This window comes from Vibrio sp. SCSIO 43097 (assembly GCF_023650755.1).
Lineage (GTDB): Bacteria > Pseudomonadota > Gammaproteobacteria > Enterobacterales > Vibrionaceae > Vibrio > Vibrio alginolyticus.
This window is the reverse complement of the sequence record NZ_CP071840.1, coordinates 2,955,071-2,968,987: the sequence shown is the minus strand read 5'-3', so window position 1 is coordinate 2,968,987 and position 13,917 is coordinate 2,955,071. Positions and strand designations below refer to the sequence as shown.

Sequence of the window (13,917 nt, the reverse complement as noted above, 5' to 3'; positions counted from 1 at the left end):
CACACTTCGTGGGTTTAGGTAACGTTAAACGCAGTATTGGCAATTGGCTCAAGCATCCAGCCCCAGAGGCGATGTTTGATCGTCAGTTAGTGTGGATTGCACTGGGTTTGATGTTGACTGGTTTGGTCATGGTAACCTCTGCATCATTTCCAATCAGCTCTCGATTAACGGAACAGCCGTTCCACTTTATGTTTCGTCATGCGACGTTTCTCGTGCTGGCGTTAGGGACCTCCGCTGTTATTTTGCAAGTGCCTTTGCAAGAGTGGTTTAAGAAGAGCCATTACTTACTTTGGGCTTCTTTCGCACTGTTGATCATCGTGCTCTTGGCGGGTAAGTCGGTTAATGGTGCGTCTCGTTGGATTCCCCTTGGGCTGTTTAACCTGCAGCCAGCGGAAGTCGCGAAGCTATCGCTGTTTATCTTCATGTCTGGTTACTTAGTTCGAAAGCAAGACGAAGTACGACAAACGTTCTTTGGTGGCTTTATGAAGCCAATCATGGTGTTTGCCTTCTTCGCAGTATTACTACTTGGTCAGCCAGACTTGGGGACGGTCGTCGTGATGCTGGTCACGCTGTTTGGCATGCTTTTTATCGCAGGTGCAAAACTAACCCAGTTTCTCGCCTTGATGGTGGCAGGTATCGGCGCTGTAGTAGGTTTGATTCTCGTCGAGCCATACCGTATGCGACGAGTAACCTCCTTCCTTGACCCGTGGGAAGATCCATTTGGCAGTGGCTATCAGTTGACTCAGTCTTTGATGGCGTTTGGTCGTGGTGAATGGTTCGGACAAGGTCTCGGTAATTCAATTCAAAAACTGGAATATCTACCGGAAGCGCATACCGACTTTGTGTTTGCCGTACTTGCTGAAGAGCTTGGTTTCGTAGGCGTAGTGCTGGTCTTAATGCTGATTTTTAGCTTGGTGCTAAAAGCGGTTTACATCGGCAAGCGTGCATTTGAAGAAGGCGAAATGTTCGGAGGTTATCTGGCTTTCGGAATTGGTATTTGGTTTGCGTTTCAAACCTTGGTTAATGTTGGAGCTGCCGCCGGTATTGTTCCAACTAAAGGTTTAACACTTCCACTCATCAGTTATGGTGGTTCTAGTCTAATAATTATGTCCGTCGCAGTGTCCATACTACTGCGTATCGATTACGAATGCCGCTTGAAACGCGAGCAACAACAATCAGAACAACAAGCTAATGAAACAAAATAAACGTTTGATGGTGATGGCTGGTGGTACTGGCGGTCACGTATTCCCAGGTTTGGCGGTAGCAAAACAGCTTCAAGAGCAAGGTTGGGAGATCCGTTGGTTAGGTACGGCGGATCGAATGGAAGCGGATTTGGTGCCAAAACATGGCATTGAAATCGACTTTATCAAAGTGAAAGGGTTACGAGGTCAAGGCGTTAAACGTCTTCTTGCAGCACCATTTCAAATTATCAATGCCATTATGCAGGCTCGTGCTCACATGAAACGCTGGCAGCCAGACGCAGTGCTTGGTATGGGCGGTTATGTTAGCGGCCCGGGCGGTATTGCCGCTTGGATGAGTGGCATTCCTGTTGTTCTGCATGAACAAAATGCAGTAGCAGGTTTAACGAACCAATGGTTATCGAAAATCGCTAAGAAGGTTTTTCAGGCTTTCCCAGGCGCTTTTCCAAATGCCGAAGTGGTTGGGAACCCAGTTCGTGAAGACGTGACTCAATTAGCAGCGCCAACTGAGCGCATGCAAGAGCGCCAAGGTCCAATTCGCATTTTGGTGATGGGTGGCAGCCAAGGCGCACGTATTCTTAACCAAACTCTGCCAGAAGTGATGTCGAAATTGGGCGAAGATTACTGTATTCGTCATCAAGCGGGCAAAGGTGCCGCCGAAGAAGTGAATGCAGCATACCAAGCTAATGGTGTGGTAAATACAGAAGTAATGGAATTCATTGATGACGTTGCAGAAGCTTACGCATGGGCTGACCTTTTAGTTTGTCGCTCTGGAGCGTTAACCGTTTCTGAAGTCTCGGCGGCAGGTGTAGGCGCTATTTTTGTTCCATTCATGCACAAAGACCGCCAGCAAGCACTTAATGCAGACCACTTGGTGGATTGCGGCGCGGCGAAAATGATTGAACAACCAGATTTAACCGTTGAGTCTCTGACTCAGCAGATCCAACAATTGGATCGCCAAGCTTTACTTACAATGGCTGAGCAAGCGCGTGGCGCTGCAAAATTGAATGCTGACCGAGTTGTCGCACAAGCCATTGTCGCTTTGACCGAAAAGCGTTAACCGAATTATTGAGAATAGAATTGATGACAATCCAACATACACAAGACTTAGCTCAGATTCGCGCAATGGTGCCAGAGATGCGCCGCGTGAAATCCATCCACTTCATCGGTATTGGTGGTGCGGGCATGAGCGGCATTGCAGAAGTGCTGTTGAACGAAGGCTACCAAATCACAGGTTCTGATCTATCAGAGAACGCTGTGACAGAGCGTTTGGTATCAAAAGGTGCGACGGTATTTATTGGTCATCAAGCCAGTAATGTAGAAAAAGCAAGTGTGGTTGTTGTGTCAACGGCGATCAACGAAGAAAACCCAGAAGTGATGGCGGCACGTGAATTACGCATCCCTATTGTACGCCGCGCAGAGATGTTGGCTGAATTGATGCGATTCCGTCACGGTATTGCCGTTGCGGGTACACACGGTAAAACCACGACGACCGCTCTTGTCACTCAAATCTATTCTGAAGCCGGTCTTGATCCAACGTTTGTGAATGGCGGTTTGGTGAAAAGCGCAGGTACAAATGCGCGTCTAGGCTCGAGTCGTATTCTAATTGCAGAGGCAGATGAAAGTGACGCGTCATTCCTGCACTTGCAACCAATGGTGAGCATTGTTACCAATATCGAAGCCGATCATATGGATACCTATGGTGGTGACTTTGAAACCTTAAAGCAAACCTTCATCGATTTCCTTCATAATCTACCGTTTTACGGCCAAGCAATTGTTTGCATTGATGATCCTGTGGTTCGAGAGTTAATCCCACGTATTAGTCGTCAAGTGATAACTTACGGTTTTTCTGAAGATGCCGACGTACGTATTGAAGATTATCGTCAAGAGGGGCAGCAAGGCAAATTTACGGTAGTACGTAAAGGGCGAGCTAACTTAGATATCACGCTGAATATTCCAGGTCGTCACAATGCATTGAATGCGTCTGCTGCGATTGCGGTTGCTACTGAAGATGACATTGAAGACGATGCGATCCTAAAGGCAATGGCTGGTACGCAAGGTACGGGAAGACGTTTTGATCACCTTGGCGAGTTTGATACTGGCAACGGCCATGCAATGCTTGTTGATGATTACGGCCATCATCCAACAGAAGTGGATGTAACCATTAATGCAGCACGCAGTGGTTGGCAAGACAAGCGTTTGGTGATGATTTTCCAACCGCACCGTTATAGCCGTACTCGTGATTTATACGATGATTTCGCGAATGTGCTTGAACAGGTGGATGTATTGATCATGCTGGATGTTTACGCAGCGGGTGAAAAGCAGATTGCAGGTGCTGATGGGCGCGCTTTATGTCGCACAATTCGCAGCCGAGGCAAGGTAGATCCGATTTTTGTTCCAGAAATCGAGCAATTACCTTCAGTTTTAGCTAACGTTATACAAGACGGCGACCTAATCTTAACGCAAGGTGCGGGTGATATTGGTAAAGTGGCGAAACAGCTGGCAGGTCTTAAATTGAATATAAACAAGATGCTTGGCTGACACATATTGTTGATGCGAAGGACAGATAAAGACTCAGATCTCGATTTTGCGTCAATATCATTGTGATTTATTGCTATCAGTGTTTGATAGTTTACAAGAGCTCAGTATAATCCCAAGGTTAAAGTCAAGACTTTTACCTCTGCGTAATTATATGGGTAAAAAGTACACGACAAAAGTCAGGAAACGAAGACGTTGTTGAATATTGCACTGAATGACGAGCGACCAAACACGGGTAACAACCGTGGTCGCCAAGAAAAAATCTTGGGTGCGTTATTTTTCGTTGTGGTTGTGACTTTAATTAGTTCTGTTTTGTACGCGGCGATCAGTTGGATGTGGGATGACCAAAGGTTACCTCTCTCCAAAATAGTACTTCAGGGGAAACTGGAGTATGTCCAAGCTGACGATGTGCAGGCTGCATTTAGTCGAATTGATCACATCGGTACATTTATGTCTCAGGATATTGATGTATTACAGCAAAGTGTCGAAGCTCTGCCATGGGTAGCGCATGCCGCAATCCGAAAGCAGTGGCCGGATACAGTAAAAGTTTTTTTGACGGAGCATCAACCAGAAGCCATTTGGAATGGCAACGAACTGTTAGATAAAAACGGGTTCGTTTTTGATGGAGATGTTGCTCTGTTGCAAGAAGAAAAAGTGAAGCTGTACGGACCCAAAGATAGCGGACCGGAAGTCTTACAGACTTACCGTGATTTGAGTCCTAAGTTTCAGCAATTGGGTTTAGCGATATCGTCTCTGGTATTAAACGAGCGACGAGCTTGGCAAATCATCCTTGATAACGGTATTCGATTAGAGCTCGGAAAAGAGTCTCTTCTTGAGCGTATAGAGCGCTTTTTTAAGCTCTATAACAAGCTTGGCAGTGACACGCAAAGAATCAGTTATATCGATCTTAGGTACGATACAGGAGCCGCAGTTGGTTGGTTTCCTGAACAAGAGTTAGAAGAGAGTACAGATGACTAAGGCCGCTGATGACAACATTATTGTTGGTCTTGATATAGGCACTGCAACCGTATCGGCTCTAGTGGGTGAGGTTTTACCAGACGGTCAAATTAATATTATTGGCGCAGGTAGTAGCCCCTCACGCGGCATGGATAAAGGTGGCGTGAATGATTTGGAGTCGGTTGTAAAATCAGTACAACGTGCAATTGATCAAGCTGAATTAATGGCAGAGTGCCAGATCAGTCGAGTCTTCATTTCGTTGTCTGGTAAGCATATCGCAAGCCGAATTGAAAAAGGTATGGGCACGATTTCTGATGAAGAGGTGTCTCAAGAAGACATGGATCGCGCTATCCATACCGCAAAATCGATTAAAATCGGTGATGAACAGCGAATTCTTCATGTGATCCCGCAAGAGTTCACCATTGATTACCAAGAAGGAATCAAAAATCCGCTTGGTTTATCTGGGGTAAGAATGGAAGTGAGTGTCCACCTTATCTCATGCCATAATGACATGGCACGCAATATTATTAAGGCGGTAGAACGCTGCGGCCTTAAAGTAGAACAACTCGTATTTTCTGGGCTTGCTGCTAGTAATGCAGTAATCACCGAGGATGAAAGAGAGCTTGGAGTTTGTGTGGTTGATATTGGCGCCGGCACGATGGATGTGGCCATCTGGACTGGCGGTGCGTTACGTCACACAGAAGTATTTTCGTACGCAGGAAATGCTGTAACCAGTGATATTGCTTTTGCTTTTGGTACGCCAGTGAGCGATGCTGAAGAAATAAAAGTCAAATATGGCTGTGCTTTGAGTGAACTGGTCAGTAAGGATGACACGGTTAATGTACCAAGCGTAGGTGGACGACCATCACGTAGCCTGCAACGTCAAACGTTGTCAGAAGTGATTGAGCCACGCTACTCTGAGCTTATGGGACTGGTTAACCAAACTATCGACTCTGTACAAGCAAAATTGCGCGAAGAGGGTATCAAGCACCATCTGGCTGCGGGAGTTGTACTCACCGGCGGTGCTGCGCAAATGGACGGAGTGGTAGAATGTGCGGAACGCGTATTCCGCAATCAAGTAAGGGTCGGCAAACCGCTCGAAGTCAGCGGATTAACTGACTATGTAAAAGAGCCGTACCATTCTACGGCAGTTGGATTACTTCATTACGCAAGAGACATGCAGTCTAGCGACGATAGCGATTATAATGAACCTAAACGCTCATCTGTAACTGGCTTTTTCGATAAATTGCGTAACTGGATACAAAAAGAGTTTTAACCTGAGTTGCAGGATAAACGGAGACAACACATGTTTGAACCGATGATGGAAATGTCTGACGATGCAGTAATCAAGGTCGTTGGGGTTGGTGGCGGCGGTGGTAACGCCGTTGAACACATGGTGCGTGAATCCATCGAAGGTGTGGAATTCATCAGCGTCAACACTGATGCGCAAGCACTTCGTAAGACAAGCGTTGGCAATGTTATTCAGATCGGTGGTGATATCACTAAAGGTCTGGGTGCAGGTGCTAATCCACAGGTTGGCCGTGACGCAGCTCTCGAAGACAGAGATCGAATTAAAGATTCCCTGACTGGCGCCGATATGGTGTTTATCGCAGCTGGTATGGGTGGCGGTACCGGTACTGGTGCAGCGCCTGTTATTGCTGAAGTGGCTAAAGAGCTTGGCATTCTAACAGTAGCGGTAGTAACTAAACCGTTTAGTTTTGAAGGTAAAAAGCGTTTGGCATTTGCTGAGCAAGGTATCGATGAGCTCTCTAAGCATGTTGACTCTTTGATCACGATTCCAAACGAAAAGCTACTTAAAGTACTTGGTCGTGGTGTAACACTACTAGAAGCTTTTGCAAGCGCTAACGATGTTCTTAAGAATGCCGTTCAAGGTATTGCTGAGCTAATTACTCGCCCTGGCATGATCAACGTCGACTTTGCGGACGTAAGAACTGTAATGTCTGAAATGGGTCACGCAATGATGGGTAGCGGCATCGCCAAAGGTGAAGACCGTGCTGAAGAAGCGGCTGAAATGGCAATTTCTAGCCCACTTCTGGAAGACATCGATCTAGCGGGCGCTCGTGGTGTTCTTGTCAATATTACTGCTGGTCTGGATATGCGTCTTGACGAGTTTGAGACGGTTGGTAATACAGTGAAGGCATTCGCTTCTGACAATGCGACTGTTGTTATCGGTACTTCTCTAGACCCTGATATGACTGACGAAATCCGCGTAACAGTTGTAGCGACAGGTATTGGTAATGAGAAAAAGCCAGATATCACGCTAGTTGCGGGTGGTAAAGCGAAAGTGGCACCGACGCCGCAAGCTCAACCACAGCAACAAGCAGCGGCAACGCAAGCTGAAGAAAAACCGGCACAGACCTTGCAAAATAATCAAGTGCAAGAGAAGCCACAGGTAACTCCTCAGCCGACAAACACTGCTCCTTCTTCTCCAGCTTCGTCGAGCCAAAGTTCTGCGGCTCCAAAGCAAGAAAAGGAAAGTGGTTATTTAGATATACCGGCATTTTTGCGTCGTCAGGCTGATTAATCTTTAACCCATAAATTTGACATGGCTCAAAATTATGGTAGCATTCACGGTCGACGTTACAGACGGCCGTGTTTTGTAGCAAATTTTTGAGAGGCAAGCAGATGATCAGACAACGTACTCTGAAAGAAATAGTGAAAACAACTGGTGTGGGTCTCCACTCTGGTCGTAAAGTCACACTTACTCTGCGCCCGGCTGCTGCAAATACAGGTATCATTTACCGTCGTACAGATGTAAATCCACCTGTAGATTTTCCAGCTGATCCAGCTTCAGTTCGTGACACCATGCTTTGTACTGCATTGGTAAACGATGAAGGTGTGCGTATTTCAACTGTTGAGCACTTGAATGCGGCACTTGCTGGTATGGGCATCGATAACATTGTTGTCGAAGTAGACGCACCTGAAATTCCGATCATGGATGGTAGTGCAAGCCCATTTGTATACTTGCTACAACAAGCAGGTATCGAAACGCAAAATGCGCCAAAACGCTTCATCCGTATCAAAAAGCCAGTTCGTTTTGAAGATGGTGATAAATGGGCAGAATTTGTACCATTTAACGGCTTCCGTATGGACTTCGAAATTGAGTTTAATCACCCAGCGATTGAATCAGACGAGCAACGTTTGCTGTTTGATTTCTCGTCAAAAGGCTTTGTTCGTGAGATTTCTCGAGCACGTACGTTTGGCTTTATGCGTGATATCGAATATCTACAATCTCAAAACCTAGTTTTGGGTGGTAGTTTTGACAATGCTATCGTTTTGGATGATTACCGTATTCTTAATGAAGAAGGTCTACGCTTTGAAAATGAGTTTGTGACTCACAAAGTGTTGGATGCGATTGGTGACCTTTACATGTGTGGCCACCCAATCATTGGTGAATTCCGTGCCTTTAAATCTGGCCACGGTTTAAATAACCAACTGTTACGTGCTGTTCTTGCAGATCAGGAAGCGTGGGAGTGGACTACATTCGAAGAAGAAGTCGGCTCACCAGTAGCATTCGCAGAACCAAATATGGTGCTTGCGTAAATACTTGGCATTAGAATTAATAAAAAACCAGGCTTATGCCTGGTTTTTTGCTATTTGGCTTTAATCTTCTACTTATCAATAACATTCAAGCTTTCAGCATATTGAAATAACGTTCACTTACGATCTTCCTTTTCTGCCATATCGGCTAATCGTTTTAAACGCTCTTGAATTTTAGGTGGCGCCATGTCGGCAATCGTCATTAATGACTTTGCTGCAGATTCTGTTAGTGGTGGACGCTTAGGTCTGTCGTCTTGTTGAAAGCGGTTTCTATATAGTGAAGGATTGATCCTCACTTCAACGCTCATCAGCTTGGCAAAGCCTTGAGTACGAAGTTTATTTAGGATCATGAGGCGATCGTAATCGATCTTCATTTTGATTGCGGCACTAGAGACATCGATCAATAGATGGCCGTTACGAACATTCGCTACTCGGCAATGATCGGCCGTCCCCATGGGTAAGATCTCTTGCAAAGCTTGGTTAAGCTGTAAGATTTCTCCAGCATGTTCTTGAATCTGCTTGAACTGTGACTCAGCAATAACATCTTCAGTCGAGGTTGGACGGTGATCACGCATAGGTAAAATCTAATTTTGTTGAGATATAGCTATTCTAGAGCAGCTTTCTATCAAGGTATAGTTTACATTAACGTCTTTAGCTTCAGTTTTACAATGTAGCAAGGTAAAAAGCAAAGTTTGCTCTGGATGGATTACACATATTGCGGTATGCAATATCGGCTAATCAGTCACCACTTTAAGTAAAAACTTCAGAGTGCTTCAAACAAATACGTCTATTTATGGTTGTATCGATTAAAAATCCTTACACTAAGCCACATTGTTTCAAAACTTAGCCTTGAAATATGGATGTTTGAACTCAATATCTTTGATAAATGATTTATCTCAGTATTCTTAGTTCCAAACTGGCAGAGACTGAAGGCATTATGAGTAGATCGGGAACGGTCTGAATAAAGAGAGATTCACGAAAAATGATAACTAAGCTACTGACAAAAGTGATTGGCAGTCGCAACGACCGAACACTGCGCCGCCTTAGAAAAATTGTAAAAGAAATTAATAACTTTGAGCCAACATTCGAAGCTCTAAGTGACGAAGAGTTAAAAGCAAAGACGGTTGAATTCCGTGAGCGCCTAGAGAAGGGTGAAACTCTTGATAAACTACTTCCAGAAGCTTTTGCTACGGTTCGTGAAGCATCTAAGCGTGTCTACGGTATGCGCCACTTCGACGTCCAGCTTATCGGTGGTATGGTTCTAAATGCGGGTCAAATCGCTGAAATGCGTACGGGTGAAGGTAAAACGCTGACGGCAACGCTTCCTGCTTACCTAAATGCCCTGGCTGGTAAAGGCGTTCACATTGTAACAGTGAACGATTATCTAGCTAAACGTGATGCAGAGACAAACCGCCCTCTATTTGAATTTTTAGGTATGACTGTTGGCGTAAACGTGCCAAACATGCCTCCTCAAGAGAAAAAAGAAGCGTACCAAGCTGACATCTTGTACGGAACGAACAATGAATTTGGTTTTGACTACCTTCGTGACAATATGGCTTTCCGTAGCGAAGATCGCGTACAACGTGAACGCTTCTTTGCAGTTGTCGATGAGGTGGACTCAATCCTAATTGATGAAGCTCGTACCCCTTTAATCATTTCTGGTCCTGCTGAAGATAGCTCTGAGCTATACACCCGAATCAACCTTTTGATCCCGCATCTTAAAAAGCAAGACAAAGAAGACTCTGAAGAATATCGTGGTGATGGTCACTACACTGTTGATGAGAAATCAAAGCAAGTATACCTCACAGAAACGGGCCAAGAGTACGTTGAAGAACTGTTGGTGAAAAATGGTCTTATGGAAGAGGGTGACACACTTTACTCTCCGACTAACATCAGCATGTTACATCACGTGAATGCCGCTTTGCGTGCTCATGTGTTGTTTGAGCGCAACGTTGATTACATCGTTACTGACGAAGGTGAAGTAGTAATTGTTGATGAACATACTGGTCGTACAATGCCAGGTCGTCGTTGGTCTGAAGGTCTTCACCAAGCAGTAGAAGCGAAAGAAGGCGTTAAGATTCAAAACGAAAACCAAACTTTGGCTTCGATTACCTTCCAGAACTACTTCCGCTTATACGAAAAACTGTCTGGTATGACAGGTACTGCGGATACTGAAGCGTTTGAGTTCCAATCTATTTATGGCTTGGAAACGGTGGTTATCCCAACCAACAAACCAATGATTCGTAACGATATGCCGGATGTGGTGTACCGTACCGAAGCTGAGAAGTTTGCTGCAATCATTGAAGATATCAAAGAGCGCGTTGCGAAAGGTCAGCCAACATTGGTTGGTACCGTATCGATTGAAAAATCAGAACTACTCTCCAACGCCTTGAAGAAAGCGAAGATCAAACACAACGTATTGAATGCGAAATTCCATGAGAAGGAAGCGGAAATTGTTGCTGAAGCGGGTATGCCGGGTGCGGTAACTATCGCGACCAACATGGCCGGTCGTGGTACGGATATTGTGCTTGGCGGTAGTTGGCAATCAAAAGTGGAAGCTTTGGAGAACCCAACTCAAGAACAAATCGATGCGATTAAAGCAGAGTGGAAAGTGGTACATGATCAAGTACTAGATGCTGGTGGTCTACACATCATTGGTACTGAGCGCCACGAATCTCGCCGTATTGATAACCAGCTACGTGGTCGTTCTGGTCGTCAAGGTGATGCGGGTTCATCGCGCTTCTACCTATCTATGGAAGACTCTTTGTTACGTATTTTCACTTCTGATCGTATGGCGAGCCTTATTCAAAGTGGTATGGAAGAAGGTGAAGCTATTGAATCGAAAATGCTTTCTCGCTCAATTGAAAAAGCACAGCGCAAAGTGGAAGGCCGTAACTTTGATATCCGTAAGCAGCTACTAGAATACGATGATGTGGCGAACGATCAGCGTAAGGTTGTCTACGAGCTGCGCGACGAATTGATGAACGTTGAAGACATCAGCGGTATGATCGAGCAAAACCGTGAAGATGTGCTAACCGCGGTTATTGATGAGTACATCCCGCCACAATCACTAGAAGATATGTGGGACGTTGAAGGTCTACAAGAGCGCTTGAAAGCAGACTTCGATCTTGATGCGCCAGTGAAGCAATGGCTTGAAGAAGACGATAAGCTTTACGAAGAGGCGCTACGCGAGAAGATCATCAATCTAGCCGTTGAAGTGTACAAAGAGAAAGAGGAAGTGGTGGGTGCCCAAGTGCTTCGTAACTTCGAGAAATCGGTTATGCTTCAAACTCTGGATACGCTTTGGAAAGAGCACTTGGCAGCAATGGATCACTTGCGTCAGGGTATTCACTTACGCGGCTATGCGCAGAAGAACCCGAAACAGGAATACAAGCGTGAATCGTTTGAACTGTTTGAAGGTCTACTAGAAGCGCTGAAAACTGATGTGATTACTGTTCTATCTCGCGTTCGAGTTCAGCAACAAGAAGAAGTTGAACGTATGGAAGAGCAACGTCGTGCGCAAGCTGAAGAGGCCGCTCGTCGTGCTCAAGCGCAACACGCAGCAGCACAAAACCCTCTTTCTGAAGGTGAAGAATCTGAAGAAGGTTCAAGTCAGCCAATGGTACGTGATGAACGTAAAGTAGGTCGCAATGAGCCTTGCCCTTGTGGTAGTGGTAAGAAGTATAAACAGTGCCACGGCAAAATCGACTAACGTATTAGTCAGATAATTTTTTAAAGAGTCGCCTAGGCGGCTCTTTTTTTAAGCAAATTCTGTGGCTGTCGAATTTCATAAGTTTTGATAGCATCGGATAGTTTTAGAGATGCAAAGACCGTTGAAGCGTAACGGCTTGAGAGTTAGGAACCCCTATGAAAAGAATTCACATAGTCGCGGCTATTATTTTTAACCAAGACAAATCAAAAATTTTTATTACAAAGCGTCCAGACGACAAGCATAAAGGCGGGTTTTGGGAGTTTCCCGGCGGGAAAGTCGAGTCAGGAGAAAGTATTGAACATGCTCTAGCAAGAGAACTTGGAGAAGAAGTAGGAATTGAAGTTACTGAGCAAGCCCTTTTCGAGCATTTGGAATATGACTATCCAGACAAATCACTTAAGTTTGATTTTATTACGGTATCTAAGTTCAGTAATGAGCCTTACGGCCGAGAAGGTCAAGAAGGTCGCTGGGTTGAGATAAGAGAATTGGGTAACTATGCCTTTCCTGAAGCGAACGTGCCTATCTTGGAGCGTGTCGTAAAAGAGTTCGCTTAAGCCTGATGAACTTGCTTGTGGTAACCACGGTATGTTGTTAGTTTAAACAGATTAAGCGAAACGAGAGAACGAGAGCAAACCTCGTTATCCAGAGAAGGAGAGAAAGCGCAATGGTTCGTATTGCAATCGCAGGAGCAGCAGGCCGAATGGGCCGTAATTTGGTTAAAGCTTCACACCTTAATCCAGAGGCGACAGTGAGCGCGGGATCAGAACGACCTGAGTCCTCACTTGTCGGTGTCGATATCGGTGAACTTTGTGGTGAAGGTAAATTCGATGTGTTCTTAACGGATGATCTTGCTAAAGACGTCGATAATTTTGATGTAATCATCGATTTTACTGCTCCAGTAAGTACGTTGGCGAATCTTGAACTGTGTAAGAAGCATGGAAAGAGTATTGTGATTGGGACGACTGGTTTCAGTGATGCAGAGCGTGAACTGATTGACGAAGCCGCTAAGCAAGTGCCTGTTGTCATGGCTCCTAACTACTCTGTTGGTGTGAACCTAGTATTTAAGCTTCTTGAGAAAGCAGCCAAAGTGATGGGCGACTACTGTGATGTTGAGATTGTCGAAGCACATCATCGTCATAAAGTTGATGCTCCTTCTGGTACCGCTATCGGGATGGGCGAAGCCATTGCTGGTGCGATGGGCAACAAGCTGAATGATGTAGCTGTCTATGCGCGAGAAGGTATCACTGGTGAACGTACTAAAGATGAGATCGGCTTTGCTACAATTCGCGCTGGCGATATTGTCGGTGAGCACACAGCCATGTTTGCTGATATCGGGGAACGAGTGGAGATAACGCACAAAGCGACCGATCGTATGACGTTTGCTAATGGCGCCGTCAAGGCCGCTGTTTGGTTGAGTGCCAAACCAGCGGGCTTTTATACCATGACAGATGTTTTGGGATTGAATGAACTCTAAATACATAATTATTCGCCGGCGGTAGCCGGCTTTTTTATATCTATAGAATTATTTGTAAATGAAATGATTCTAACAGAAAGTATTTTGGTGCTTACTTTTGTTGTTGTTTTGGTTGTTTTGTGGGTGTTTTTGGTTTTGATGTCTAAAAACTAATGTCTTTTTTGCCGGGTGAACGTTTGCGTGAAAAACTCATACTTTTTTGTGATCTCTAAAAAGTTCAAATTTGTAAAATTCATTAAACCTCTATGCCTCTCTATGTAATAGCATGTAAAAGTTATCTTTTTGGGCCTTACTGATTCAAAATGACCTTACTCGCTAGAAATTAATCATTTATTTTTGATTGTAGGTTGACAGGTTTCGAGTCCAACTTTAGAATACCGCCAATTTGTCTGAAATACCTATTTATGTAGATTTTATAGGTAAAGGAAGGCATGTTTGCAGTTTGATTTATTTTTTTTGCATTTTTATTCTGGAGG

The 13,917-nt window shown here is 44.9% G+C and carries 11 protein-coding genes; 10 read left to right on the top strand and 1 reads right to left on the bottom strand.

Going from position 1 to position 13,917, the window contains the following annotated elements:
- Positions 1 to 8 precede the first annotated feature (8 nt).
- From ftsW to lpxC, 7 genes are all read left to right on the top strand, one after another.
- Positions 9 to 1,205: a cell division protein FtsW gene (ftsW, locus tag J4N40_RS14295; protein ID WP_005372933.1), complete on the top strand. Its 1,197-nt coding sequence runs from the start codon at positions 9 to 11 to the stop codon at positions 1,203 to 1,205.
- Positions 1,192 to 2,259, top strand: a complete 1,068-nt coding sequence (gene murG / locus J4N40_RS14290) for an undecaprenyldiphospho-muramoylpentapeptide beta-N-acetylglucosaminyltransferase (RefSeq protein ID WP_054728485.1) — start codon at positions 1,192 to 1,194, stop codon at positions 2,257 to 2,259. Before ftsW ends, murG begins: the two co-directional genes overlap by 14 nt.
- Before the next feature lie 23 nt (positions 2,260 to 2,282).
- Positions 2,283 to 3,740: a UDP-N-acetylmuramate--L-alanine ligase gene (gene murC, locus J4N40_RS14285; protein ID WP_064353623.1), complete on the top strand. Its 1,458-nt coding sequence runs from the start codon at positions 2,283 to 2,285 to the stop codon at positions 3,738 to 3,740.
- 192 nt (positions 3,741 to 3,932) lie between these two features.
- Entirely contained in the window at positions 3,933 to 4,715 is a 783-nt protein-coding gene (locus J4N40_RS14280; protein ID WP_005387393.1) for a cell division protein FtsQ/DivIB, read from the top strand.
- Entirely contained in the window at positions 4,708 to 5,970 is a 1,263-nt protein-coding gene (gene ftsA, locus J4N40_RS14275; protein WP_005372946.1) for a cell division protein FtsA, read from the top strand. Before J4N40_RS14280 ends, ftsA begins: the two co-directional genes overlap by 8 nt.
- Before the next feature lie 30 nt (positions 5,971 to 6,000).
- Positions 6,001 to 7,239 (top strand): cell division protein FtsZ, encoded by a 1,239-nt coding sequence (gene ftsZ / locus J4N40_RS14270; RefSeq protein WP_017633617.1) that lies wholly within the window; start codon positions 6,001 to 6,003, stop codon positions 7,237 to 7,239.
- 101 nt (positions 7,240 to 7,340) lie between these two features.
- Positions 7,341 to 8,258, top strand: coding sequence for a UDP-3-O-acyl-N-acetylglucosamine deacetylase (gene lpxC / locus J4N40_RS14265; RefSeq protein ID WP_005381871.1), 918 nt, complete (start codon positions 7,341 to 7,343; stop codon positions 8,256 to 8,258).
- Between the two features lie 113 nt (positions 8,259 to 8,371).
- On the opposite strand, the gene J4N40_RS14260 is transcribed toward lpxC, so the two are convergent.
- Positions 8,372 to 8,830 (bottom strand): DUF721 domain-containing protein, encoded by a 459-nt coding sequence (locus tag J4N40_RS14260; protein ID WP_054578503.1) that lies wholly within the window; start codon positions 8,828 to 8,830, stop codon positions 8,372 to 8,374.
- A 407-nt stretch (positions 8,831 to 9,237) separates the two neighbouring features.
- Here J4N40_RS14260 and secA point away from each other — a divergent pair, with 407 nt between their 5' ends.
- The 3 genes from secA (at position 9,238) to dapB (ending at position 13,441) form a co-directional block, all read left to right on the top strand.
- Positions 9,238 to 11,967: a preprotein translocase subunit SecA gene (gene secA / locus J4N40_RS14255; protein WP_005381868.1), complete on the top strand. Its 2,730-nt coding sequence runs from the start codon at positions 9,238 to 9,240 to the stop codon at positions 11,965 to 11,967.
- Positions 11,968 to 12,122: 155 nt separating this feature from the next.
- Positions 12,123 to 12,521 (top strand): 8-oxo-dGTP diphosphatase MutT, encoded by a 399-nt coding sequence (mutT, locus tag J4N40_RS14250; protein WP_250654288.1) that lies wholly within the window; start codon positions 12,123 to 12,125, stop codon positions 12,519 to 12,521.
- A gap of 110 nt (positions 12,522 to 12,631) precedes the next feature.
- Positions 12,632 to 13,441, top strand: a complete 810-nt coding sequence (gene dapB, locus J4N40_RS14245) for a 4-hydroxy-tetrahydrodipicolinate reductase (RefSeq protein WP_005381860.1) — start codon at positions 12,632 to 12,634, stop codon at positions 13,439 to 13,441.
- Positions 13,442 to 13,917 lie beyond the last annotated feature (476 nt).